We start from the raw sequence: 23,127 nt of genomic DNA, 5'->3' as shown, positions 1-23,127 counted from the left end.
ACTCCTCTCTAAATGTCAATGGAATAGGTTAGGCCAACGCTGTTGCCAACATTGACATCAACCTTGCCACTTGTTTTAACCTCGATTGCGGCTGGAACAGAAATATCAATTTCTGTAAATCCAGAAACAGCAACACCTATAAAGGCTTTTTGCTCAATTGGAACCGATAAGTTGACGAAGTTGACACGTGTGTCGCCTATGGCCGCACGTTCTAACTCAGCCGGTAACCGATCTAGCAGAAACATGTTTTTTACTTTGTTGTATGGAACATCCACCAAATCAATCGTATTTGGAATTCCAACCAATTTTCCAGCTGCGTTGTAATCACGGTCGCGCTTCATATAAATATCGGTGGGGTCACAGCCAAGTAGGTTTGCAGCAATCCGAATTAGATCGTTGAGTGTGCCTTTTGAATTGCGCACCATTGCGCGTGACAATAACAAAAATTTGTAGGTATCATCGTCCGCACCATTGCGCTGAATTCCTAAGTCATCACCTGTATTATCCAGTTGCAATCCATGTTGATTCACAATGGCATGAGACGAAGTAACCTCATCCATGTTTTGTCGGCGTACAAAACGACCAGCATCAAGGACTTTGATCAATTTGTCAAAATTGGTTCCCTTATATGCTGGTCGAAAATCGTTAAAAGTAGCCATCGAGTTCTTGTGAAATTCGGCAAAAGTCGTCCCATCAAGCAACGTGTCGTCGTCATTAAGCACTAGCCGTCACCTCCAACGTGATGAGTTCATCCGTTGAGTTAGCGAGTTGATAGTCGCTGAATATAATGTTTTCCGCCCCCATGGTGTCCCCGGTTCCAGCAGATATGGATTCAACATAATCAACTCCATCGATTTGATAAAGATAGCTGTATAGCTTGTTGATAATCACTGGCGACCCCATCGCCAAACTACCAAGATAATCTAAAACAGATTGCTTAACAGCATCTTCGTCAATGCCACTGGACGATTGAATTTTAATATCAAATTTCACGTTAACCAGTTCCTCTTGGTCAAATCGTTCGATAACTTGATGTCCGCTGTCATCAATCGCCGTTCCCTGAGACTTACCGACAAATAAGGTTTCACCGCCAGCAACATCCAATATTTTTTGGGCTATTGCATCAGGGTCACCGCCCATAACATAGATGTGCATTGAATGTGGTGGATTTCCATAGCTATCAACTTCACCATCTGGATTGCGAATAACTTGCGCGTCACTAACACCCGTAACGTTGAGCATTGCAACCTTTAATCCATCCTTTGTTCCGTTTTCAGCAGCAACCTCGTTCGGCAAAATTCGCTTCCGAAAATCATAGTCCTGTTCAAGGTCAGCACCACCGACCGCCGCCGTTGCATTGTTGACACCAAAGATATCCTCAACTGGTTCGGCCTGTTGGTTGATGGTATTAGCATCAACGTTGACATACTCAGCTTCGTCATCAGAATAGACCAGCAGCTCTGTCGTTCCATCTTCCCCAATTTGGGTATCATAGGCATTCAAAAACTCTGTACCATCTGACGTCATGAAGCGGGTGTCCGCCTCAATCAAGTAGCCTGGGGTGCCCGTAACCTGTAGCGTTGCTTTGGCCGCTTGTGACAGTTTTCTCTGTAATCCATAGTTTGAAGCTAATCGGTCTAAGCTAACACCATCTGCCTGAGACGCATAGCCAGAATCGTAAACCATTTCCAATTGCTGGTCATCGTCAACATCATCTTGTGCTTCTTTCATACACAGCTTTCCCCAAGGAGAATGCGGTGACAAATCCGTTTCTTGACCTAGCCATGTTTTGAAGCGGGTTTGCTCGTTTGCCAACGCTTGGTCAAGTGTCAGTTCTTCCCAACCATTATCCGTTAACGGCATCTAAACTCACCTCCGCTGTTGTATTTTGTGGAGTTCCAACATCCCCCACAGTTGAAGAATAGGCGATATTAAAAACCGCAACACCTCGCTTATAATCAGGTGCTACGGTTATATCATTTACTGCTAAGATTCTCTTATCCTGCATAATGGCCTCGGTCGCAGCCTCCACTGCCATCTTTTCGTCAAAGCCGCCAACCAGAAAAGACATATCCATTCCAAGCTCATCTTCATTCAAGGCAGTTCCTTTAGGCGTTGTTAGTAGTGATCGCACCGCCTGCGCTAGTTCTTCAACACCACTAATTTCAATGGGGTGTCCGCCGTTGATGACAAGGTCTCCTGTGACCTCATCGTATAAAAGATCAGTCGCCACTAAAATCACCTGCCTCTGCAATCTTACCAATGACTAACGAATTATTAACCAAATGCGGTGTTTTTGTCATCTGTCGGAACTCCCCATGACCGTTATAATGGGTCGTATCATGATCTAATACCAAGCACCCAACGTTATCTCCAACTTTCAAATTAACTTTTGGCGTTTTCCCGCCAATGCTAATTGCTGGAATCATAACTGGGACACTTTCGACAAGCGCCTCTTTTTTATTATCGCCAACCGTCAAAGCTAAAGGCTGTAGGCTAACCGTTGGTGGGCTAATCTTGGTGACTTTGGCAATATATGCCACGTTAACGGCTTGTGCGATGTCAGTTCCAAATAGTTTTAGAAGAACTGTCAGTCCATTTTCGCCTTTTTTGGTGTTACTAATGTTTTTTACCATCGAATCACCTACTTACTTTTTTTATTTTTAGCACGCGCCGTCCGCTTTTTCTTAGCCGCGGCTTTCGACTTTTTATCTGCCTTAGCCTTAGCTGTGCGGTCAGCCTTTTTCTTCTTATTAATCTTCTTAGTCAATTTGGTTTTGTATTCCGAATACAGTTCAACAATGACTTGCGTTGATGGCGCGGAACCAGATTGAAAAGAATTTGACCCACTCAAAACAATTACCCAACCAGTAACTGCTTTTGACTTCAAATGAAAAACATCCCCTACCGCTAAGCTGCGGTACAAGAACGTTACTTGCCATTGGGCCACCTTTGAATCGTTATCAGCCTGATACTCCGGTTCTTCCAGCAATCCCGTTGTGTAGTCAATATATAGGTTTAATTTTCGTTTAGAATCTAGCTTTTCCAGATAAATTGCATCGTTTCGATAGATAATATCCGTATCACTATCGCTGGCAATCTGTTCTATTACCTTCATAGGTTTGGACTTTGCTGTATAACCATTCGTATACTTGCGGTCATAATTTAGGTTGACCTTAGCCAGCTTGATTCCCGATTCCTTAGCCACCTTTTTAACGATTGTCGAGGCCTTAGTGTTTTTCTTAAAGCTCAGATACTCATAGCTCTTTTTGATCTGATATTTCTTTTTGTTATTAAGCTCCTTGCGCTGCTTGTTATAAGCGGACCGCGCATTGGTCGCATAGCTCTTTTTTTTGTCACTATAATACTTGTTTTTTGCAGTAACTTCTTTCTTGCTGGCATGTGGGTGTTCATCAATCCACTTGCGCCGAGCCGTATTCATTTTCGAATTGTAGGCGGTAATGGCCTTATCCAAATCTTTTTGGCTGGCCCGCATGCGGACACGTTTGGATTTCTTGACCTTGACCGCTTTTAAATTGTCGTATTTTTGACCATCCGTAATGTCAAAGGTGACAACCGAATCCGCTGCGCTCTCTGTTGGTGGCGTCACAGTTGAAATCTTATCATCTACTACTTGATGTATGATGTGGGCTGTATCATCGGCATTATACCAGCCAGCCGTTAGCCTTACCCGACGCCCTTTTTTAAAATAATTGGCATGTGACTTGATTAAGTTGTGAATACTGATTTCAGTATTACCGGGAGTACCCTTAGACGTGTAAGTCTTGTTATGCTCAATCAAAATGCGGTATGGCGCCCGCGCCCGATAAATCACTGTAAATGTTTCCTTACTAGATATCCACACCGTTATTTTTTGATAAAAATGGACCAGCTTCATTAATCCTCACCGCCTACAATCTGATCAGTACCATAGAGATTAATGGCATCATCATCGCTGATGGTTTGATCGGCGGACTCAATTGATTCTTCGTCATCATCCAGATCATCGTTAAAGTCAGTTCCCGAGCCATCTGCATCTTCATCATCGTCCTGCGGTAAGAAAATAAAAACGGGGCTCTGAAACGTTGCCCCGGTAACCTCGTGCACTTGATCGGATTCATCATAAGGAATCGCATAAAAGGCCGGCAAACGTGGCTCACTGATTGTGCCAAAAACCTCCATGCCATACATCAATTTTTCTCCAGTAATGATTGGAACCATGTTTTCATCAAATATCGACATATAAATCCGATCGTTTTGCGCATTACGATAAGCCTTAAAGTTATATTTAACGCCATTGAACTCCTTTTCAAAGGTTTCTTCGGTATCATCGCTCAAATCAACTAAAATCCGATCGTTTTCGGCCATCAGTCACACCCCCTTAATAATAAATCTTTGCGCCAACTGGAATCTTAGTGGCCGGATACTTGTTTTTCTTTTCAATGGTCGCTAACGACACCCCAGTTTTAACGTGCACCGACCAATAGGTAGTGCCCTTTTTTGCTATCACATATTTCTTTTTTGACTTAGTGCTAGTGGATTTTGTTGTGGCCTTAGTCCCTGTGTTTTTGGTGGATTTGGCCTTGGCCTTCTTGTTGGAGTCGGCATATTCGACTTCTTGTAGAGTAATTGACAAGTTAATGATATTTTCACCGCCAGTGCCTATTTCGTGGCTATAGTCTGGTGAAAAATCGGAAATATTGGTGGACATCATGGTGTATTCGCCATGCCATTCCAAAGGCGTGTGGTTCTTTTCCCAGCGCTCTAAACGTTTGGCCTGTGTCTTTAACCCTGCTAGATGTGAATTACCACCATCACCACCTAAGACGCCTTGAACAGCAACCGTTGTTGGTTGAGTCTCGGCCGAGCCAGCAACTGTTCCGCCCTTTTCAGTTGGATTGGATGTTAAATTGCTACTAAACGTTGGTTGCTCATCATTAGTGCGGATAAAAACGTACGATGTAGACGCCCAAGGATACTTCGGCATGATATAAGCCCGTTCACCCCAATATTTCGATTTCTTCATCTTGGTAAGAATCTGATCCTTATAGACCTTTGAAGCCTCTCGCGAATGCTTGTAGTTCTTCGTTTTAGCCTTGGCTTTAGTCACTGCCGTTTTGGCGCTCTTAACTTGCTTTTTGTTTGTGGCTACAGACTTAGTCAGATTTGTAATCAGCTTCTCTTTTTTTGTTTTAGCTGATCCGCTTAATTTACCAACTTCTTTTTTTGCAGCAGCTATTTTTTTCTGGTTTTTAGATAAAGTTTTGTTGATCGACTTTAACTTTTTCTCAGCAGCTGCTTGTTCCTTCTGGTACAACTTTTTTACAGAAGTTAAAGTCGTATATTTTTTGGTTGCCACAATGTCACCTCCCATAATTTAATAAAAATCTATGTATGAAAAAAGAGCTTTACAGCTCTTTAATCAGTTAAATGCATATCACGTCCGGCCTGTTGTGCATACTTGGTCAGAGCTTCATTTACCTTCCGATCAATAACTTTGCCAATACTATCAGCCGCATAATCAGCAGTATCTTTATCAACTGAGCCGTTGAAGTTAACGGTTGAATTAATAACGATATTAGGCTTAGCTGGCTGAGCTGCACGACTATTAGTAGAGACTAACTGACGCATAGCAGCGACCGCCTGTTTAAAAAGCGATTGATTGCTAGACTTTCTAGTCTTAGCGCTCATGGCACGATCAAGCTGACCCGCCAAACCTTTGCTGCTAACCTTAGCCCTTTCGTGAATGGCGCTACCAATCAATCCATCGGCGGTTGAACGCTTAGGATTGATGGCAACCTCAGAATCCTTTTCACCAAAAATGTTTAGCTTGCCACTCTTTGACCAGCCACCATTATTGTGTAAAGCCGCCTCCACTTTTCTAGCGCCGGCAACATGTTGCGCGTTGTACCCACCACGTTCCCATTGGCTAGAAAACTTGTTAGCAAGTGATGCAACAGACCCCTTGCCACGTAAAACGCTCTTCAAAACCGAGCTATCCGAACCATCGCCATTCAGCGCAAAGCTAAGTTGAACGCCAGCATCTTTCCAGCTCTTGCCCTTTCGCTTAGCATAGGCAATTAAGTTAGACTTCCGACCGCCTAACCATTGACCAAGACCACTAGCTCCACCGCCGGGATTGATAGCATTTGGATCAAGGCGAGATTCAAATTCCCAGTTGCCTAGGACAGCTGCGATACCAGCGTTTGTTGCTGATGGGTACATGTCCTTAATAGCCGCCGCTAACGTTTTCGCCCGATGAGCCATGCTTCCAGACAAGCTTCCAACATTCGCATCGGATTCTTGCAGATGCTTTTCAATCCACTTAGATGCTGACTTGCCAAGCTGACTCTTAACCAAACCAGTTAGCTTACTATTTTTCTTCGGCTTTTTAGTCCCTGCAACATTGCTTTTTAGCTTCGTTACATCCAGCCACCCAGCAGAACTAGAACCACCGATTGACCACATAGGGTGTGTTGTTGCCCCAATGTGAACGTGAGTTCCACTAGGACCAAGTTTGGCAATAGGTTGTCCTTGCTTAACATGGTCACCAGTATGGACAAGAATGTCTGCGCCAGAACTGGCTTTTCCATTAAGTTCCTGATAAATCAGGCTTAGCTTGCCACCCTTTGTGGTGACATATTGGCCAATTCCGTTGCTGCCTTCCCAACCACGTTTGTGACCACCTGCTCCGGTTACAACTGCGTCCTGTAAGGCATGAACAACTTTGGAGCCAGAAAAGTCAACGCCATCGTGGGAGCTAAAACCACCAGCAACCTTGCCACGGTTTCCAAAGCCAGATGATACAGACCATCCGGAACCCGGAGAACGTAGTACAGGGCCGCCACCACTACCAACAATAAGGCCTTGAATGTATCCCCACATGGCATTAGACCACTTAGGGCCAACCGACTTAGCGGCGGCCTTATAAGTACGACCGATGCCTCTTTGTAGGATTGATCCACTCGGCTTTACATTAGTGGCAAACTCGTCATTATAGGCCTCTGCCGGTTGCTTAGCATTCGCCTTAGCAATCTTGCGAAGTTTGGACTTAGAAACACCAGTCCCCTTAGCAAAATGAGGTAAGTAGGGTTTGATCTGCTCAACTTGTGAGCCATTAAGCACTTCATCGCCCTTTTGCAAAGGAGTCAGCACATCGTGCCCATGAGGTCGTAGCAATTGGTCATGACGGACAACTAATTCTTGCCGTGGTCCGGACTTGGCATCATTTAATACCGCAATCCGGTCACTTGCGATTGGTCCATGAGAACCGCGCGCATAATGAATTGGTTTTAAGACTTGCTTGTTACCACCAAATTGTGCCAAGGCTGAATCAATTCCAGAAAATCCACCATTCAACGAAGAGATAGCCCCAGCCATCCCCTTGTGGGCGTACGGTTTGAGCTTGCCAAAAACATCACCAAAGTAATTAACTAGTGACTTCCAGCTTGAACGCCAGTCCTTGCTAATGTCATCAGTAGTGTTAGAGAGATTAGACTTCAACCACTTATATTTTTTCGAAACGCTCGCTGTCGTATCCGAAACTTTATCAGTGGTGTCAGACTTAATCTTTCCAAAGTCAGACTTGCTGGACTTTTTGAATATCGAAACTGCACGCTTAGAACCCTTGAGTTCCTTATCGTACTTTTTCTTAGTTCCCTCAATCCCAGTCTTGACCTTTTTACCACTAAGCGCAGGAGCTGGCGACAAGTTAATCGTCCCAGAAGCAAGATGCACACCGCCCATTGCTCGCTTAGTATCACGTCCGTTAAGCACGTGCGTACCTTTACGCAACCAAACCTTCTGATTCATGCGCTTAGCAATGAACGATTGACCTGCCGGTGGAATAATTAGCTCCTTCGCACCACCATCATTGACCGTGGCCCACATTGAGTGTGGCAACCCATGAGGATAACGATCAACAGAACCAGAAGCAAATGCCCCTGCCATGCCAAAACTATCCTTCTTGGGCTTCTTAGCAGTACCGTTTTGTTTAGCAGCGGCATCGGCTAATTTTTTCTTTGGGTTGGTATTGTTTCTAATCGCCTGATAGCTAGACACAGGCTTTTTAGCATGCCCACCGAATAAACTGGCATTCTGTTCGATAAGGGCTGGAATACTATTGCCAACATGTTTGGCAGCCGTGCTAAAGGCGGCAGCAGCTTCCCCGGCTTCCTTCTTGGCGGCAGCGACAACATCGTGACGTTGTTGTTCGGCCCATTTCACCGTACTCTTATACTGATCGTGTGCTTTGTCTTTAGCTGCGTCTCGCTGTTTTTGGGCTTCCTTGATAACAGCCTTACGCTGCTTCTCGGATAAGCCCGGCAACGTTTCAGCTAAATTCTTAGCTTTTTTGTAACGTTTATCGGCCGACTTAACCTCAGCGTTGTAAGTTTTCTGAGCCGTTTTGATGGTCTGCTTTTCATTCTTCTTACTAGAAGTAAGAATTTTGGCATAACCGGCAGTAGTTAGATGAGTGTTGGAAGACATCATCTTAGTCATGATTGCCTTCTGTTTAAGTGAACCCTTGTCGGTCAATGAAATAATTTGCCGATTGACCTTATCAATGGCCTTTGCACGTTGTGTGCCACTCATCTTATCGTTGTTCAAAAGCTTATTAAGCCCTGATCTAAGCGAAGAAACCCGCTTTTGAACACTACCCTTTTCTTGGCTATACGCGCTATCGGCAGCCTTAACGTTTAATAATCCTGCCTTTTTTAAATAGCTGTATCCCTTTTGGTCGTTGCTAAGCTGTCCATCAGCTCGTTTTTTGGCAAGGTTATAAAGCGAATTATAGGTACCTCGCAGCTTTTTCGTAGTCTTACCGGCCGAATTGGCCCACTCGATATTACCTTGCTGTTCCAGCTTAGTAGCTTGCTTGATGTACTTATAATTTGATTTGCCAATGTTAGTTTCATTCCACTCGTCAGAACCTAACGTTGTCTTGGGATCAGCCTTGGGTTTAGGCTTGGACTTTTTTCGACTGCCAGAGTTGTATACATCTCCGACTCCCGGCACGTACATGCTGTTCTGCTTACTTTGACTAGTAACTGCATGCTGAATGGCTTTACCTGCTTTAGAACCAGCAAATCCTCCAGCTGCCGCCCCGGCCGCGCCTCCAACAACTGTACCAACGGGTCCCAAAAAGCTACCCAGTGCGGCGCCACCTTCCATTCCAGCGAGGGTTCCACCGAAGTTTCCAATTTTGCCGCCAGCATTTTTCTTGTTCATCCCTATTAGGGAAGTAGCTGATAGCGCCACATCAAGCCAAGGAATTGACCTACCAAAATTAGCTAGTTTGGTTAGCTTAGTTGCCGATCCAAGATGCTTTGCGCCTGCAAGAGACACTTTTTCAGCATCTGTAGCTAATCCAGAGTTTCTACCCACAAAACGTACTAGTCGATTATCCTTGATAGCCGAAGCCATTCTGCCTGATCTACCAAATAATTTTGTTCTTGCTAATCGTTCCGTCCTGGTGCCAAGTCGACCCATTCTGGTTTCACTTTTACCACCAATCGGTAGAGAACTAGCGATATCAGCAACATCGGCAACGGCGTTAGAAGTGGCGCCACCACGTGAAGCTGCACGGCCACTTCCAAATAAGAAACTTCCAGCTTTACCAAGCAGCTTAACACTAGTAACAGCCGCAGCTAATGACCCACCAATGGCGGCAATATAGCCCGCAGTTGTTTTGACTGGTTTTGGCAGCTTAATCAGATAGCCAAGAAGACTATTGGCATATTTCAACGCCTTAGTGAAGCCCGGCAATACGTTTTTAGCGAAGCCTTGCCCCATAACGTTGAGATATTGCTTGGTTCGGTTGATCTGGTTTTGCCAAGATTTCATGTTCTTTTCGGATAAATTGGCGATGTACCCATTGCCTTTTTGATCCTGAGAACGCTCAACCTTTTTGGTCAGGTTACCAATTTGACCAGTGTTCGCCATTAAGAAGTTACCAGCTTCTTGACCGGTTGCCCCAAAGAACTTGTTTTGAAACTTTAGTTTTTGGGATTCCGATAGCTTGCTGGTTTTGCTATTCAAGTAATTCAACAGCTTAGGCAGTGATTTCAAGTTATGGTCTTTGCCATAAAACTTGCTGGTATCAATGCCGTATTCCTTGATGGCTTGGCCTTGCCGTGATTTGAGGGAAGTGTAAGGCGAAGCAAAGGCATTCAAAACCTTACGCAGTCCTGTCCCACTAAGGGTTCCGTCCAAACCGTTGTTGGAAAGGACACCTAAAGCCGAAACCGTGCTGGCAAGCGATTGGTTAGTAGAATGAGCCGTCCCACCGGCCATGTTTAACGCGTTACCAATTCCGGTAAAATCAGTGGCCGTCATATCAGCGGCATACGCCATCTGATTTAAGACTTTGCTGGTATACTTCCGCATCTTGCCAATGGAATCCCCAGCTTTGGTCTTATAACCAAACTTTTCAAGTGCAGAGGCACCATAGTTAACTACCGACTTATAATCATCACCAGAGGCACGAGCCGCTTGCAAGAATGACTTATGGGACGCAAGTTCCTGTTTACCAGAATAGCCACGCCGGATAAGCTCTTCGCCACCACTTGCCATGTCAGACGGATCGACACCATACTTTAGTGCAAATCCGTTGTTTTCTTTCTGCATGGCCTTGGTTTCAGCCTTTGAAGCCCCAAGTGACTCGCCACCAGTGCTCAGCAAGTTACGAATGGTCGTATACTTATTTTCCAGCTCAGTAGCTTGGTCGGCGGCTTGCTTAAACGCCGCCCCAACTGGAAGTAAAGCCATAGTGACCATGCTTCCCATGTTGGTTAGCTTGCTACCCGAGGTATATAACCGGTCAAAACTACCACGAGTCTTTGCGGCCCCAGTACGAGTCTTAGCAAAGGCACGTTCACTCTTGTCACCCATTCGTGTGGCAGAAGCACCCACTTGACCATTGGTTCGTGAAACCGCGGTTCCAAGTTTATTAGTAGCAACGCGCGTTTTGTCTTGAGCGCTAGTGACTTGATCCCAAGACTTAACAACGGATTTAGAAGTTCGTCTGGCCTCATAGCCATACTCTTTCTGTCCTCGTTTGGCACTGTCAATCGATTCACGGGATTTGTCGGCAGACTTACTAATTCGTCCAAAGCCATTAGCTGCCTCATTAAAGGCACGCTGTGGAATCATTGCGTCCAAAGCACGGTTGACCTTATGAGCACGTCTTTCCATCCCGTCCATGAGCTTGTTAGCTCGTTCAAGTTTGGAAAGATCACCTGCGACGCTAAAGCCAATCGTACCGTGACGAATCATCTTATTAGCCACTAATCATCCGCCCCGCTTCCGCTTGTGCCTGGTTCTTAATGCGCTCATTCGTGCAATAGACCATTACAGACAGTTCAGGAATCGTGAGTTTGTCAATATCATCGAACGTTAGGTTAACGGCTCCCTCCATGTAAGCGTACCATTTCAACACATCAGGATCGTCTGAATTTAAATAGGCCTGAACAGCCCGCTGACTCAGACTAGTTGAGCTTGCCTGTAAGAAACGATTCCCCATTATCCATCAGATAATCAAAAGTCTTGTTCCGGTCTGACTGGTTAGCAGCATCTTCAAAAAACTTCATATCAAGTGGTTCATGAACCTTACCGGCCACTTTTGGTGTCCCAAATAAGCCTAATAGCGCTTCGTGATAAGTCCCTGGGGTATCACGCGTGACACCATTGATAAGCCCATAGGAAAACCCATCTAAGTTTTCTGCTACCGTTCGACCAGGCCAATTGAAAGGAACCTCAATCTTTGTCCCATCAGATTCGGTAATTTTGAAAGCACGTTGGTGGTTGGTAACATCTTCAAATGTCCCGTCCCATTTTGGCTGATCCTCGGTAACTTCCTTACTTGCTACTTCTTGATTCTTAGTTTCCTTGGTTGCTGCTTCATTCTTAGTTTCGGTCATGATAAAATTCCTCCTAATTTAATTTTGTGCAAAACAAAAACCGCTCTAGGCGGCAGGTTCAGCAATTGCTTTTGGTGTATTAAATTCGAGCTGCCGTGATGGTGCATCACTGCCAACACCAACGGGTGGCAACTTAGGCAGATATGCCGAATCAATGTGGACGTGTTCAACCGGTGTCATGACATCGATAACATGAGTATCCGCTGGATCGTAGTTTTTCAAAATCGTCAGATAAACTTCATCCAAGGCAGTCAGGTTAAGCTGGAACGTAGCCGACCCATCGTGATGGATAATTGTAATCCCATGCCCAAAAATATCCATACTGATGGTAACTAAATCATTGGTAAAGGTAAGCGTAAAAATATCGCCAGAAGCATAAGCAGTAGGTTGAATTCCATCCACGGTTAATACCGTTGAGGCTGCATCCCACTTATAATCTGTATAGTCCGTAATTGCCATTACATAATCCCCTTTCTATTGGCCGTCATAAACAACGAGCGTTTGCGCAAACTCAGCATCATCAATGTTTGGAACAGATTCCCAATTCCATGCGAAGATATCCAGAATGCCAGTGGCTTTCTTCTCTTCACTAATGCTGTCAGCGTCCGGATCATTCAATGTGTAGCTCTTAATTAATCCCGATGACACATAGCTTCCTAAAACACCCATCAGTAGCCCACGAACGGCCTTGACGCCGGAAGTGGCATATGGAACGCGCCGATTTTTTTGCAAATAGTCGCTAACTGTTTGGATAATGTCATTTGTGATGGAATCTTTAATCACCATCGTTGATAATGCCAATCCAGACATCATGCGGCCGTTAGTGACCATATTTTTGCCGTTTTCAGTTGCATAGGTTCCAATATTCCGCTTCTCATAAACTGCTAAATCATCATTTGTCAGTTCAAAACGATCTTGAGGTGATACAGATAAACCGGTAGTAAATTTGAAATTGGCTCCTACGGCATCGCCTACGAAATGGCCCAGTGCATCCGCACCCATGGTGTTATTTGGATCATCACTCGTTGGTAAAGAAACAATTTTAGTTGCTCGGTTAGCCTTGATTTGTTCGAGAAAATCAAAGTCACTGTCAACTGCCATTCGACCAGCTTCTGTAGTCATGGAAATTAGTAAAATCCCTCGGTCTTGTGCTTCGACAAAGTTCGACACAGTGAGTGCCATATCCTTATCTTCTTCGCTAGCGATTGGGAAAAGGTGGTACTCAGCTCCCGCATAGTAATACTTGGCGAGTGCGTGGATAAATCCGCTCTCGGAAGCTGGGGTGCCTGATAAAGCTACGCTTGCTGAGTTATCAGTTGTGGTGACACCGTCTAAAGCGGGCTTTTGTGCTGCCGTATAGTTGGGGTCATAAGTTCTAACGAAAAAAGCACCATCAGAGGCACCACCGAAGTACGCTTGGCCTTGATTCCATACAGGTGTATCAATGTCATAATCATCTTCGAGGTCAGCAAGGCTGCGATAGCACTTAATGCCCTCCTTGTCGCCCGCGACGCCCATTTGAACGCCGCGCATACCAATGTCGCTGACAACTTGCGCATAGCTAGTTGTCACATGAACTGAGGAGACCTCAATCACGCGGCCATTAATTGTTTGTGTCATTATTTGAACCTCCATATTGTGTGATATTTGGGTATTTACTCGTGTAGTTGCGAACCAACTGCACGACCATATCGAACCCATAATTTGAAACTTGTAAAAAAGAGGCCAACGCCTCACTGCGATGGTCTCTCTCTTCGATCTTATTTAACGTGATTCCGTATGAATTAAGCTGTTCCCGATATTGGAAGTCCTGCAACAACGTTTGCAGATCGTCAGCAATGGCATTAGCTTCACCGTCTGACTCAGCCCAACAGTCAATTGAAATGATGCGATCAAAGACTTCATGAGTCTTTTCAACTGAATAGATGATGTCGGGGTGCGGTCGCAGATCATACACGATGAACGGGTATCCTTTATGGTCCTCAGACCGGGTACGACTATAAATTGGAACTTGGTTATCAGTGATATCACGGAGAACCGTCACCAGTCCTTTAGCGAAATTATCCCAATCGTAGGTCTTAGCTTTGTACATCAGTATCACTTCTATTCTGCATGTAGTAGATGGCAAAACCGCCTTGTGACCAGTACGGCTCAATCTCAACAACTTCAAGCGTCAGGCTATCATAGCGAACCAACGTACCTTTGGGGTACTTAGTCATTGAAAACCATTGGTAAGCATAATCTGTAAAGCTCCCGCCCTCACCCATCTGCATTGATTGAGCCTTCGATTCGGGAATCATTGGTTCACAAATTGTTCCGATTGGTTCCAGCTTGGAAGTCTCTTCGTTAGGCCCAGAAAAGCCCCCGGTTGCATCATCAGACTGTGCTTCTCCTACCCTCAACAGTTCAAATGTTTCAGCCATCAGTGGGAAGATAGCCGGTATTTGTGCTAATAGTGGATTAGTCATATAAATCCTCCGTCCAGCTAATTGACCGATAAAGTGCGCCGGTATCCATCAACGGGTTGTCCTTACCCTTTCGGGCGACAGTGGCCGGCGCATTGTGAGGGGAATGCATGCTCGCAATCCTTGCCTGCACATCTCGTGCCATGTGGCGCCCAATATCAGCCATACACTCGTGAGCCGTCATTTCTCCTACACCTATTTTTGAAATATTGACCTCGGCTAATTCAAACCAAGAAGATTCAAACTTGTTGGTAAAGGTACTTGTTAGAAACGGGCGTTTAGGAATTGTGATCTGTTTGACTAAAACAAAATAGACATCAAGACCACCATTTCCGTTCGCTTTTGCAAGTACATTCTTACCATGTGGTTTAAAAAGCCCATTAATTTGTCTTGCGCTCTGGCTCCCAGCAAGTTTTGTTGGAATGGTCAGCCATTGACCATGAACCGGGGTAATGTGGGGCACCCCAAACTCATTAGCCATGGCTATCATCTCCATTTGCTGTTCAGAGTGACCATTACTGGCTCTCAACGCCCCAACACGCACAGTAAGATGATTCAGCTTTCGATATTCCACAAGAATCCGATCAATGCTATTTATATCTTTCGTCAAAATCCGATCACCGTCGCTTTTCCAAGTCCTAAAGCACTTATTAGCGTCCAAAACTGATCGAACCAAGCATTTGTTGCCGAACTTTCTCGTTCTATCCACACACTATTAATTTTAACCGTCCCTAGATTGGCTAATTTCGCCGCTAGAAGGTGGCAAACCCATAATGCGATTAATTGGTCAGTCACCGTTTCAGGTGGCTTAAATGTGCCCACATAAGCCTGTGCAACACCAATGAATTCATCTAGTTGCTCATCTGTAATGCCAGAAGCATCAGCCCCCGCAAGCAATTTGATCGTTTTCACTAGTTTTGCATGGCTATCGACTTCATCAGCCATGGTTGGCCTCCTTATTTTTCGACTGGGAGATAAATCTTTCGACCCGGTTTCAAATAGTTACCAGCACTCCGTGAGTTAACAAGACGCAATGCCCCGACGCTCACCTTAAAATGTTCTGCAACAGAAAACTCGCTATCACCTTTTTGCACGGTATAGCGAGCCAGTTTTGAATATTCAATTTGCTTATCCATTACTTATTACCCTCCTTAGCTTAGTTCAATTGTGGCGCTATTTGCAGTTGTTGAAATGTTTCCTAGCTTGGGTTTACTCGCCGTAGGCGTACCAGTGACCGAATCGGATTCAGTGGAAGAACCACCAGCATTCTTAGCCGTTACCTTGACCGTATAAGCCGTGTCATTCATTAACCCAGTAATATCACCGGTCACCGTTGAAGTTTCAACATCAGTAAAGGCCTTACCATCCGTAGAATGGCTAACCACATAAGAACGTTCTGCTGCTCCATCGCCAGTTGCAGGCGTGATGGTATAAGTCAGCTTGCCATCCCCGGCGGTAACCGCAACAGTTGGCTTACCCGGAGTGGTCACAATGTCAGGTAACGCTAACTTTGCGGTTTTGCCCGCATACGTTGCCCCATAACCTGAAAAGACGCTGTTACTAGTCAATGACGAAATCACATCAGGCGATGGCTTCCCATCCACCACTTTTGTACCCTTATCATCATAGATATCGAATGTTGCTGTATCTGCCATTAAAAAGCCTCCTAGCTTAGATTAATCTTGGCTGTTGTTGGTGTCGTAATGATCCCATTTAATTTGGGCTTACTCGCACTGTTACTTACTCGCCCCATCAGTGGTCCCGCTGTCAGTGGATGCCGCCTTTGAGGTCGTCATCCGAACAATCGTCCGACCACCTTCAAGTGTTGGCAAACAGTTCATGGAGATCATCGTTTGGAACTGTGATAATCCTTGGTCAAAGTATTCATGGTAAGCGACCGCTGTGTCATAGAACTGGATATCTTTGCTTGGAATGTTGCCAAGTTGGTTTTGCAGTTCTTCTGGTGTTGGGGCAAATGCCATATGGCCTACCGGTTGTCCGGTTGAAACGCCGGTTGACGTGTTACCGCCGTTCTTCGCAAATGACTGTGGGATTGGCGCGTTCATGATTACTACCTTGCCATCAGGCACATAAGGATAGAACGTTCCATTTTCATCTTCGTAGCCCTGATCATAAACAACTGGGACAATGTGAAGCTCATCTAGCATGGCATTAACCACGGCAGATTCCTGTAACCACATGTCCTTGGTATTGGCATTGTTTGCAAACAGCGTTGCTTTTAGCTTCTCGTTATGCCGGAAAAGCCGTAACGTATCGGTGTTCATCAAAATCTGATTAGGCACAATACCATGGGTTTTCTTCAAAGTGTCAACCGCATCGGTAATATCTTTAAATGGATCAGAATTTTCCGTATCTGTCCAATCGGTGCTGGCTTCAAGGTTCAACCGACTATCACTCTCATAAATTAACGTGGGTTCCAAAGGATTAATTGAGATTTGACCATTGACTAGAGCCTGCATATCGAGCCATTCACGCCGCGCACGCATATCAAGCAATGGCTGTACTTTGTTATCAAACAACTTCTTAATCGCTGTCGTAACTAGACTGTCATCTTGGTTTACAATTGCTTGGTTAAGCTCGACCAAATCCTTTTCGTTCATTGCCATCGCAGAACGGAAGAACTTGGTGTGCATTACCTTTTGCTCAAATTTATCACGATTAATCGGTGTTGGCCGTGAATCATAAGAGCTTTGCGCTGTCAGCATTGGTGCTCGTTGATTTTGCATAAGATACGAAAGTAAATCTGTTTGAACCTTGATTGATGGGAAATATAATTCACCGATATAAGGAGGCATGGTTAAAATCTTTTGCTCATACCATGCTGCCATATTTTTAGGGGTATTAATTTCCGCGATATTTTCCATTGCTGTCATTGATTCAGCCTCCTAAACTAAAGTAATTTGTGGTAACGCCTTTTCCATATCCGCCGTAAATAACTTTTGAACATCGGCATCCATGTTATAAAAGACAACATCCCCGCGGAAAATAACCGCGTCCCGCGCCACACCATCGGTGACATTGATATCGTGCATAGCAATACCCACCGCTTGGGCAGCATCAGTTGCTGGGGACAGAACCGTTTTTTCTCGACCTCGTACAGTAAAACCGGTAGCACCTAATGGCGTACCAGCCTTAATGAATTTAACGCCGTTACTGTCCGCAACAGCGTTTGTGTCTTGTACCATGCATGACAATGTCAATGCATGGCTAAAATTGGTCAGAATTTCCCGGCCAGTTCCAAATACTCGTGTCTTAATAAATGCCATTTTGAATCCTCCTATTCTTTAGTGGTCTTGCCGAAACTGGCAGCTAACGCATCCCCGAATACACCTTGAGCGGTATGATCACCGTCCGGACTAAAGCCCGGGTCAGTATTAGGTGGCGTTGACGTTTTCAGTCCAGCAAGAGACTTAATATTGGCAGCAATATCATCCGTCGTTTTACTAGAATTCAAGATCATCGCCGAAAGACTATCGTCTAATTCGATGCCATTTTCTTTAGCAGCGGTAGCGAGAGCTGTTTGGCGATCTTGTTCAGTGCGGGCTTTGCTCTCCGCAGCCATCGCCTGAATTTGTTCCAAATTAAAACCGCCTAGCTCCTTTGGTTCTTCGGGAGTTGGCGGTTCTGGGTCTCGCTTAGGCTCTGGTGTTGGCGGCGTGGCGGGCTGAGAATTGACAAACTTTTCAAGTAATCCGGTAAATTTGTCAACTTTACTTTCAAGTGCACTAAACTGTTCAGCACTTACATTTCGTGGAGCTGGGTCTTGTGGCCCTGGTTCATTTGCCATAATAAATTCCTCCTAAATTTTGTAATAAACAATAAAGCAGCGACAACCGTTGTGGGGAGCATCAGGTATATCGTTCGAAGAGTATGGACTCGCATTGGTCAGTTGAATACATTGCTCACAAACACGGCCATCTTCTACGTTGTACCAATAGCCAACATTTAAACTGTTTTTTTCGGCAACAATTGCACCAGCAAGGGCAGCCATTCCCGCTTTCTTATCCCGGAGAAGTGAGTTGGCTAGATAACCCTTGGCTGACTTGAAATGCTTAGACGCTGAGTTGCTACTATTACTGTCTTCTTTAAACAAATGGCCTTGATAATAAGCATCATCAAGTCCCACTTGGAATGCTCGGTCAAACGTTGCCGTTACTTGGTCACGCAGGGCATCGGTGCGCAACCACACGCGGTCTTCCATCGAAAGTCCCTGGGTAGTTGCATTAATCAGTTTGATTGCACCAGTCTCAACTAATTCACTAGTATCTTGTGGCGCATCTCCACGTGTTCTCATGAAGCTGTTTTGAAATCGCATGGATTGGGTGGCTTCATTCATTAGTGTCTGGTCATTGTAGTCGTTGACGCCTAAAGCGGCATAGGCGATTGATATAGCTACCATTGAATCAAGCAGATGTTCACGGTCAATTCCCGCTTGCTGCTTGGCACTCTTCAAGCGGTAACTAGCAGCCTCATCTTTCATCAGCCGTGGCCCATACTGCTGGATAAAGTCCTGCCACAGTTCGTAATCATCGTTATTGACGTTTGAGCGCATTTCAGATACTGACAACACACCATCAACCGCATAGTGATCGCGAAAATATTTCAGTGTCTCTGCAATCTTACCTTTAGCTCCGGTAAGCAACGCGTCAATATAGATATCATCACTATGGTCATTGGATTTAATTTGCTGTTCGCGCCGTTTGATGAGTTGTAATCCCGTCAATGTCATTAGCTATCATCACCTTCATCTTCGGAATCATCATCACCTTGCGGATCACTTTCATTCTCTGGCCCAACTGGGCCGTCACCTGATGGTGCGTTCGCAAATTTGGTTTGATTAGCGGCTTGTTGCTTTTTAATCCGTGCCATTTCATCAGGAATACTCTTGACGCTAGACAGATAGCTAAGTAACTGGTCCAGCGAAACAATGCCGTTCAAGTTCTTCACAATCTGCGATTCTTGAAGTGTATCGTGAGGAACGTTTGGCGTGAACTGAATGGTAGTATCACGAACCATTTCATCCGCCTTGTCATAAGAACGTGCCTCACCATTGTTGTATGCGTAAATCAAGAACAGTAGATCCTGAACCGCTGCTTCCATTTTTCTAAATTTGATGGCGGCCATCATCTGCATAGGCTGCATCTTTTTATCAAGGGACACACCACTAGCGGTTGAGTTAGCAAAATCAGGGTCATTCATGTTAGTAACTTGGGCCGTGTCATAGACTTGATGGGTTAAGTGTTTAATGGCATTTTCCTGCACGTTATCGCCATCTGGCTTATCTAGGTAATGCACATCGAACTTTTGTGTTGCGTTTTCATTCATCATGACAGTATCTGGGATTTGGAAGATATGCCACTTTCGAATAGTTTCTTTTTGCTCTGGTGTGAGCTCCGCTACTCCCGCGATATAAAGAATGGCTGCCCGGAAGTAATCAACGTCATCAATCTTCGCTGACATGGTGTTGTCCATTGAGTCAATTAAGCTGATCACATCATCAAATACACCCTCTCGCTCGTCGTTCTGTGCCATTTCAATCAGTGGAATCATTTTAAACGGGTTAGAAACCCGCCCTTGGTGTCCTATTACACTGTTCTCAAAGCCAACGGATGACTGTGCTTTTTTTACGTCACCGTTGTTAAATTGATAGTCAAAATCAGTCGTGTGAACCGTGCCATAATAAGCGCCCTGCACGCGATTAAAGTCAACAGCAAATACTGGATCACTGTCATTACTGTTGCTGTACACTACAAAAGCATTCTCAGGGCTCTTAAACGTTAGCTTTAGCTGTCCTCGGCTATTGAGATAAGCCAAGCAATAGCTTCGCCCGTGAATAGAAGCTTGCTTTGACCACTCAAACATCACGTCATTAAAACGGCTACGGCTAAACAACACTGCCAAATCATCGTTAACAGCCTTCGAACCAGCATCAGGTTCGCCATCAGCTGATGGATTATCTGAATAGGTTATTTTTGGGGCAATCCCATTAGTGTAACCGGTAAAAGTATTGACTAAGTTCTTAGGCATATTGACTACAACACGATTCCGATCATCGTTCGCATTAGCTCCCGTCGGGTCATTGTAAGTACGAGTTCGAATATTACCATGATCGCCTTTGTAGTAACGCATCTTTTCATGATAAATGTCGCGTAAGTTATCATAATTATTCAACAACGTGTATATCTGGCCGAAATTTCTAGAGATATCAAAGTCCGGAGAACAGCGTAATACGTCATTCTCATCAACGTAAATATCTTTGCTAAGAAACTGTGAATGGTCTTCATTCCAATCGCCATAACCACTAATAAAACGATTCAATGCGTTCTGTCGAATATGATAGTGATCAATTCCAATCGCCAATTAACTCACCTCTTTTCCTAATGCAACACACCTCCATAGAGACTGTGCTCATATACTGATGCTTCTGGCATCTTTGAAGCCATGTTTTGGCTAAGTGCCTGAGTCATGCTGTCAACTTCATCGTCATGCTCCATGTTTGGAAATCCAGTCCATTCATCCAGCATTTCTCGTACCCATGGTTGCCAACGTGGGTGTGGCAAGTAGATGTTCCCTGCTTCAAAGAATGGAACCACTACACTAGCCCGTTCCGTCTTGTCACCCTTCGGAACAACGGGTAGCACACCTGAGATATAGTTTCGAATCTGAGTGATAACAGCCGAACCGTTTGCCTTGTCTTCGACGTACACCGCACTTGCATCGGGGTGCCGTTGGGCCATAGCCTGAATTGCCCGAATCTGCTCTGGAAAGCTCATACGGTCGTGCACACGGTCAAGCAAGTAGAAGTTACTCCCTTGCTTACCCCACGTCTGCCCGGCCACAAAGTCTGAACTGTCCTTATCCGTGAAGGTAAGGTCCCAGCTGGACCAAACGCGGTCAAGCGCAGGAAGAATTGCCACTGAAGTGTCATGGTCCAGCCCCAACTTGGTCGCAGTCGCGGTGTTCGGTAAGTAATAATGAACTTGGTCGCTCTTGAAAATGTTCCCGCCTTCAATAACCGGTCTCTGTTGATACAACGCAGCCCAAACTTTGCTACCAGATACTACACGCTTTTCCTCAGCCCACTTTTTATCTTTGAATAGAGGTTTTCCAGGGGCTAATGTTTCTCCAACTGAACGACCGAGTGGATCATGCTCCTCAGCAACAAGTGGTAACCGCAATTCTTGCCAAGGCAAAGCCTGTTCGGCCAATAAGTAACCGGCCAAGTCACTGACATGCCAACGCGTCATAATGACAATAATTGAGGCATCGGCGGACAAACGAGAGTTAAGACTACCTTGCCACTCCTCAAGGATTTTCTTACGTATAGTAGGACTATTAGCTTGCTGCATATCCTTAAGTGGATCATCAACGATTAATAAATCGGCATGCTTACCAGTAGCCGCTCCGAGAATGGTCGTACTGTGCATAGCACCACGGTGCCCAGCAATCTGCCATTCATTAGCAGTGTGTTTGCGGTCAGATACTTTTAATCCATACATACGACCAGCAAATTGGTCGAACTTCTCTAAGTTTCGAGTACCAAAACGTTGTGCTAGGTCATCAGCATAGCTGGTAACCATGACTTCTTTATCTGGGTTCTTCATTAAAAAAGCTGATGGAAAAGTTTCAGTGATAGTAGTCGATTTACCATGCTGTGGCGGCATTTCAACTATTAAAAAGCGCCGCTCGCCATCAAGAATAGGCTGCAGTGCGTTACAAATCATTTTTGTGTAAGGGTACATGACCGTACGCTTTGCATCACCCTCATCTCGACCCCAATTTTGAGTCATCATGAAGTACTCCTCATAACTACGGCGAGATAGTTCGAACTCCGCCTCTTCGGCCAAATACTCTCGTTGCTCGGCCGATAAATCGGAAATAATCATGCTTCACTCCCCTTTCGCATAGCTCTCAACTCCTCAACTGATAATTGGCCCATTTGCTTACGCAAGTTAAGTTCACCAGTCTTTTCCTTCACATTCAGTAATTCGTTTTTAGCCAATTCAAGCTGAACATTCAGCAAGCTACGACGCTCATCACTGAGAGAACTAATGATCTGCTGCTTTTGCTTGACTGCCCGCATGAGTGCAGCATTGACCGCATTAAGTGCCGAATCCAGACGATCTAAGTCATCAATCTTTCTGGGCTGTGTGACTTTTCCCTTTTCAGGAATGGCTTTTGCGCCAAGGAAAAACACATCAACGGAGCGCTCCATAGCATCAGAATCATCCATTTCTTGACGAATCTTTATTCGCTCCATGATTCGGTGCTGACGAATTTTCAACGTCCGTATTTGAGTGTTTATTGTCAGCAAAGGATCATCCGTCACGCCTTCGAAAAGTGCGCGTTCTTTTTCCGACATTGTGTCAAAGTCGATTGTCTCGTACTCACCGGTCACTAAGGCATTGTGGTTGCCCCTGGGGGCGCCACCTAAGTTTCCAACAGCATTCTGGTTTCCCGGTGGTGCTCCGCCACTATTGCCTGCCGCATTCTGATTGTAGCGTGCCGAATGGTAACGCTCCTTTTCAGCATCGTCATCATTGGTAACGTTACCTTTGAGCTCATCGGACCACTTATCTAGCGATTTCCATTTACGAATTTGGCTTGGTGATACTCCTAGCTCTTCGGCAATATCCTTCAAATGCCGTTTACCATCGGAATCAAGCCACATTTTCTTTGCTTTATCTCTTTTAGGATTCCGTGCTCGTGCCAATCAAGTT

Annotated in this window: 25 protein-coding genes; all 25 read right to left on the bottom strand. The window is 45.0% G+C overall.

Going from position 1 to position 23,127, the window contains the following annotated elements; translation table 11 throughout:
- Positions 1–8: 8 nt before the first annotated feature.
- Positions 9–722 carry a hypothetical protein gene (locus HF569_RS09950; RefSeq protein ID WP_156646352.1) on the bottom strand — a complete coding sequence of 238 codons (714 nt, stop codon included), beginning with the start codon at positions 720–722 and terminating at the stop codon, positions 9–11.
- Complete coding sequence (locus HF569_RS09945) at positions 715–1,863, bottom strand: baseplate J/gp47 family protein (RefSeq protein WP_156646354.1); 1,149 nt, start codon at positions 1,861–1,863, stop codon at positions 715–717. The genes HF569_RS09950 and HF569_RS09945 overlap by 8 nt, the downstream gene beginning before the upstream one ends.
- On the bottom strand, positions 1,847–2,233 hold the full coding sequence (locus HF569_RS09940) for a DUF2634 domain-containing protein (protein ID WP_084994631.1): 387 nt from the start codon (positions 2,231–2,233) through the stop codon (positions 1,847–1,849). Before HF569_RS09940 ends, HF569_RS09945 begins: the two co-directional genes overlap by 17 nt.
- Positions 2,223–2,636, bottom strand: a complete 414-nt coding sequence (locus HF569_RS09935) for a helix-turn-helix domain-containing protein (RefSeq protein ID WP_065201442.1) — start codon at positions 2,634–2,636, stop codon at positions 2,223–2,225. Before HF569_RS09935 ends, HF569_RS09940 begins: the two co-directional genes overlap by 11 nt.
- 8 nt (positions 2,637–2,644) lie before the next feature.
- Positions 2,645–3,835: a hypothetical protein gene (locus HF569_RS09930; RefSeq protein ID WP_168902302.1), complete on the bottom strand. Its 1,191-nt coding sequence runs from the start codon at positions 3,833–3,835 to the stop codon at positions 2,645–2,647.
- Positions 3,836–3,897: 62 nt separating this feature from the next.
- A complete protein-coding gene (locus HF569_RS09925) occupies positions 3,898–4,368 on the bottom strand; it encodes a phage baseplate plug family protein (RefSeq protein WP_084994638.1) in 471 nt (156 codons plus the stop codon).
- A gap of 13 nt (positions 4,369–4,381) precedes the next feature.
- A complete protein-coding gene (locus HF569_RS09920) occupies positions 4,382–5,359 on the bottom strand; it encodes a phage baseplate protein (RefSeq protein ID WP_084994640.1) in 978 nt (325 codons plus the stop codon).
- Between the two features lie 59 nt (positions 5,360–5,418).
- A complete protein-coding gene (locus tag HF569_RS09915; RefSeq protein WP_168902301.1) occupies positions 5,419–11,289 on the bottom strand; it encodes a phage tail tape measure protein in 5,871 nt (1,956 codons plus the stop codon).
- Positions 11,282–11,524 carry a hypothetical protein gene (locus HF569_RS09910; protein WP_156646362.1) on the bottom strand — a complete coding sequence of 81 codons (243 nt, stop codon included), beginning with the start codon at positions 11,522–11,524 and terminating at the stop codon, positions 11,282–11,284. The genes HF569_RS09915 and HF569_RS09910 overlap by 8 nt, the downstream gene beginning before the upstream one ends.
- Positions 11,490–11,921 carry a hypothetical protein gene (locus tag HF569_RS09905; RefSeq protein ID WP_024855653.1) on the bottom strand — a complete coding sequence of 144 codons (432 nt, stop codon included), beginning with the start codon at positions 11,919–11,921 and terminating at the stop codon, positions 11,490–11,492. The genes HF569_RS09910 and HF569_RS09905 overlap by 35 nt, the downstream gene beginning before the upstream one ends.
- 45 nt (positions 11,922–11,966) lie before the next feature.
- Positions 11,967–12,380 carry a hypothetical protein gene (locus HF569_RS09900; protein WP_024855652.1) on the bottom strand — a complete coding sequence of 138 codons (414 nt, stop codon included), beginning with the start codon at positions 12,378–12,380 and terminating at the stop codon, positions 11,967–11,969.
- A 15-nt stretch (positions 12,381–12,395) separates the two neighbouring features.
- On the bottom strand, positions 12,396–13,541 hold the full coding sequence (locus HF569_RS09895; protein ID WP_168902300.1) for a DUF3383 family protein: 1,146 nt from the start codon (positions 13,539–13,541) through the stop codon (positions 12,396–12,398).
- A complete protein-coding gene (locus HF569_RS09890; protein WP_156646366.1) occupies positions 13,525–14,013 on the bottom strand; it encodes a phage neck terminator protein in 489 nt (162 codons plus the stop codon). Before HF569_RS09890 ends, HF569_RS09895 begins: the two co-directional genes overlap by 17 nt.
- Positions 14,000–14,389: a hypothetical protein gene (locus tag HF569_RS09885; protein ID WP_156646368.1), complete on the bottom strand. Its 390-nt coding sequence runs from the start codon at positions 14,387–14,389 to the stop codon at positions 14,000–14,002. The genes HF569_RS09890 and HF569_RS09885 overlap by 14 nt, the downstream gene beginning before the upstream one ends.
- Positions 14,382–14,867, bottom strand: coding sequence for a hypothetical protein (locus tag HF569_RS09880; RefSeq protein ID WP_139588298.1), 486 nt, complete (start codon positions 14,865–14,867; stop codon positions 14,382–14,384). Before HF569_RS09880 ends, HF569_RS09885 begins: the two co-directional genes overlap by 8 nt.
- A 125-nt stretch (positions 14,868–14,992) precedes the next feature.
- The gene (locus HF569_RS09875) at positions 14,993–15,331 is read right to left on the bottom strand and encodes a hypothetical protein (RefSeq protein WP_156646370.1); all 339 of its coding nucleotides are present in this window, start codon (positions 15,329–15,331) and stop codon (positions 14,993–14,995) included.
- A gap of 11 nt (positions 15,332–15,342) precedes the next feature.
- On the bottom strand, positions 15,343–15,522 hold the full coding sequence (locus HF569_RS09870; protein WP_084994666.1) for a LysM peptidoglycan-binding domain-containing protein: 180 nt from the start codon (positions 15,520–15,522) through the stop codon (positions 15,343–15,345).
- Positions 15,523–15,537: 15 nt separating this feature from the next.
- Positions 15,538–16,041 carry a fibronectin type III domain-containing protein gene (locus HF569_RS09865; protein ID WP_156646372.1) on the bottom strand — a complete coding sequence of 168 codons (504 nt, stop codon included), beginning with the start codon at positions 16,039–16,041 and terminating at the stop codon, positions 15,538–15,540.
- An 81-nt stretch (positions 16,042–16,122) separates the two neighbouring features.
- Positions 16,123–17,280, bottom strand: coding sequence for a major capsid protein (locus HF569_RS09860; protein WP_156646374.1), 1,158 nt, complete (start codon positions 17,278–17,280; stop codon positions 16,123–16,125).
- A gap of 12 nt (positions 17,281–17,292) precedes the next feature.
- A complete protein-coding gene (locus HF569_RS09855; protein WP_168902299.1) occupies positions 17,293–17,673 on the bottom strand; it encodes a hypothetical protein in 381 nt (126 codons plus the stop codon).
- An 11-nt stretch (positions 17,674–17,684) separates the two neighbouring features.
- Positions 17,685–18,194, bottom strand: a complete 510-nt coding sequence (locus HF569_RS09850; RefSeq protein WP_168902298.1) for a hypothetical protein — start codon at positions 18,192–18,194, stop codon at positions 17,685–17,687.
- A gap of 12 nt (positions 18,195–18,206) precedes the next feature.
- Complete coding sequence (locus tag HF569_RS09845) at positions 18,207–19,136, bottom strand: hypothetical protein (RefSeq protein ID WP_168902297.1); 930 nt, start codon at positions 19,134–19,136, stop codon at positions 18,207–18,209.
- Positions 19,136–20,767, bottom strand: a complete 1,632-nt coding sequence (locus HF569_RS09840; RefSeq protein WP_168902296.1) for a phage portal protein — start codon at positions 20,765–20,767, stop codon at positions 19,136–19,138. The genes HF569_RS09845 and HF569_RS09840 overlap by 1 nt, the downstream gene beginning before the upstream one ends.
- Positions 20,768–20,784: 17 nt before the next feature.
- Positions 20,785–22,293, bottom strand: a complete 1,509-nt coding sequence (gene terL / locus HF569_RS09835; protein WP_168902295.1) for a phage terminase large subunit — start codon at positions 22,291–22,293, stop codon at positions 20,785–20,787.
- Entirely contained in the window at positions 22,290–23,120 is an 831-nt protein-coding gene (locus HF569_RS09830; protein ID WP_168902294.1) for a phage terminase small subunit-related protein, read from the bottom strand. The genes terL and HF569_RS09830 overlap by 4 nt, the downstream gene beginning before the upstream one ends.
- Positions 23,121–23,127: the final 7 nt, after the last annotated feature.

It is taken from the genome of Levilactobacillus tujiorum (assembly GCF_012641185.1).
Classification (GTDB): Bacteria; Bacillota; Bacilli; order Lactobacillales; family Lactobacillaceae; genus Levilactobacillus; species Levilactobacillus tujiorum.
This window is presented reverse-complemented; position numbering and strand designations above follow the sequence as displayed.